Source organism: Sphingobium sp., assembly GCF_035511395.1.
Lineage (GTDB): Bacteria > Pseudomonadota > Alphaproteobacteria > Sphingomonadales > Sphingomonadaceae > Sphingobium.
The window spans coordinates 1-1,938 of record NZ_DATKFP010000256.1 but is presented as its reverse complement, the minus strand read 5'-3'; the positions used below and the strand labels follow the sequence as shown (position 1 = coordinate 1,938).

General features: G+C 62.8%; 4 protein-coding genes. All 4 read left to right on the top strand.

Going from position 1 to position 1,938, the window contains the following annotated elements; all coding sequences use genetic code 11:
• On the top strand, nt 1–467 hold a 467-nt coding region (locus VMR39_RS18165; RefSeq protein ID WP_325417668.1), incomplete at its 5' end, for a hypothetical protein.
• Between the two features lie 108 nt (nt 468–575).
• On the top strand, nt 576–977 hold the full coding sequence (locus VMR39_RS18160; RefSeq protein WP_021688179.1) for a hypothetical protein: 402 nt from the start codon (nt 576–578) through the stop codon (nt 975–977).
• A 140-nt stretch (nt 978–1,117) separates the two neighbouring features.
• Entirely contained in the window at nt 1,118–1,312 is a 195-nt protein-coding gene (locus VMR39_RS18155; RefSeq protein WP_021688178.1) for a hypothetical protein, read from the top strand.
• 102 nt (nt 1,313–1,414) lie between these two features.
• Nucleotides 1,415–1,938, top strand: a 524-nt coding sequence (locus VMR39_RS18150; RefSeq protein ID WP_325417665.1) for a DUF3560 domain-containing protein, incomplete at its 3' end; no start/stop codon positions are given.

Sequence of the window (1,938 nt, the reverse complement as noted above, 5' to 3'; positions counted from 1 at the left end):
GACATAACTACATTCGCAAGGTCGAGAACTTCGACGGCTATGAGGTTCTCGCGCACCCGCTTGCCCATCGCGACGATCGCGTCTTCCATCGCGGTGAAGCCGAAACCTCCCGCGTCTCGATCACCTATGCATCGCATGATGTGCAGATAGCGCGACCGACAGGTATCGGAAGCAGGGGTCGCATTGCTATCCTGATGCACAGCGGTCTGGGTTGCCGCGTGCTCGAGTTCTACGAGAGCGCCTTGCCGATCGCCACAATATTGCTCTCCCTTCCGGAGCGCGAACAATATGCCCTTGCCTATGCGCTCTTCGAGCAGGCCGATGAATGCGCTGGCGGCGCTCGTGCGGCCGAAGCGCAACGATGGGCCGATGCGTTCGTGGACGGACGCATTCGCAAACGCCGCAGCGGCGGCAGGCGCTATGTCCATATCGAGACGCCAGACGAGAAAGCGCTTCGGCGTTCCTAGCCGCGGTTGGGGATACCGTCTGCACGACTGCCGGGTCCCGGCCGATTTCTGCGCTCATCATCCCGGCGGTGAGCCGGTGTATTCACCCGTTCCGAAAGGCCATATTCCATGGACAAACCATCTTCGTCGACGAGCATGTCGCAACTGCCGATCATGACCCGTGCCGATGCGGAAAGCATCGGCTTCGCGACCTTCAACCATGTTCCGACCTTGCCGGTCGATATTCCGGACGGCGGCTTCACCATCAGCGCGAAAACCAGCGAGGGGCTGCGCGTCACCTTCTATTTCGGGCCATACCACACAGGCGGGCCGCCGCGCTTCATCGACATCCAATATCGAGATTCGGCGATGACCGTACCCGGAGGCGACGGATCGCCGGTGCCGGTGTTCGATATGCTGACGATCGCGGAGAAGGGGATTCACCGCTACGACAGCCGCAAGGCCGATACTTCCGAAAAGCCGTCGATCGCTGTCGTGCTGCTCGAAACGCCGGAAACCCGCGGTGAATGAGGTCGTCGTCGAATTCGCCTGAAAAGGCGCCTGAAGCTGCCCATCCCGAAATCCTGGCGCGAATGGTTGGGCGCGCCGGTCGTGCCGCCCGCGCCGCGGGCCATCCCTTGCCACCCACCATTTCCACAAGGAGCATCTGCATGACGACTACCGACATCGATACCGCGACCGCCGAGCAACTCGCGCCCATCCTCTACGCAGCCATTCAGCGCCTCGGCCAGCTCGGCCGCACCGGGGCGGTCGCGCTCGCCGCGTTGGTCGAAGACGACGACGCTGATTTTGAGGAAGCCTCGAGCTGGATTGGCGACATAGCCGCAGGAGACCTGCGCGAATAGCCCATCCGACACCAACATTCCCCGTTTTCCACGAAGCCCGGCCATCGCGCCGGGCTTCGTGATTCCGGGGAGCGCAGATGCACCGCCTTGCCCCGAAACCTGATGATCGCGGACCGCTCGAAAAAACGATCGATGACCAGCTTTACCGCAACCTACAGCCCCGAGGACAACAAGATCCGCATTTACGCATCATCGCGCCTTGATGCCGAGACCTATGCACAGGTCAAGGAGGCCGGGTTCAAATGGGCTCCGAAACAGGAGCTGTTCGTCGCGCCCAGGTGGACGCCGCAACGCGAGGACCTGGCCATCGAACTGGCTGGCGAGATCGAGGCGGAAGAGATGACCCTGGCCGAGCGCGCCGCGATGAAGGCCGAACGGCTCGAGGGCCTTGCAGACAAGCGCCACGCCCAAGCCAACGCCTTTGCGCGCCGCGCGGACGAACTGTCGCAGGCCTTCTATATGGGCCAGCCGATCCTTGTCGGTCATCATAGCGAGCGCGGTGCGCGCAAGACCCAGGAACGCATGCACTCCGCCATGACAGCGGCCGTGAAGGCCGAGAAGGCCGCGGGCTACTGGCTCGGCCGCGCGAGCAGCGCCGAGCATTACGCCAGCAGGAAGAGTGATCC

Excerpts from the sequence above, each read along its gene's own strand:
- VMR39_RS18160 (WP_021688179.1), top strand. The coding sequence starts at position 576 with ATGGACAAACCATCTTCGTCGACGAGCATGTCGCAACTGCCGATCATG.
- VMR39_RS18155 (WP_021688178.1), top strand. The coding sequence starts at position 1,118 with ATGACGACTACCGACATCGATACCGCGACCGCCGAGCAACTCGCGCCC.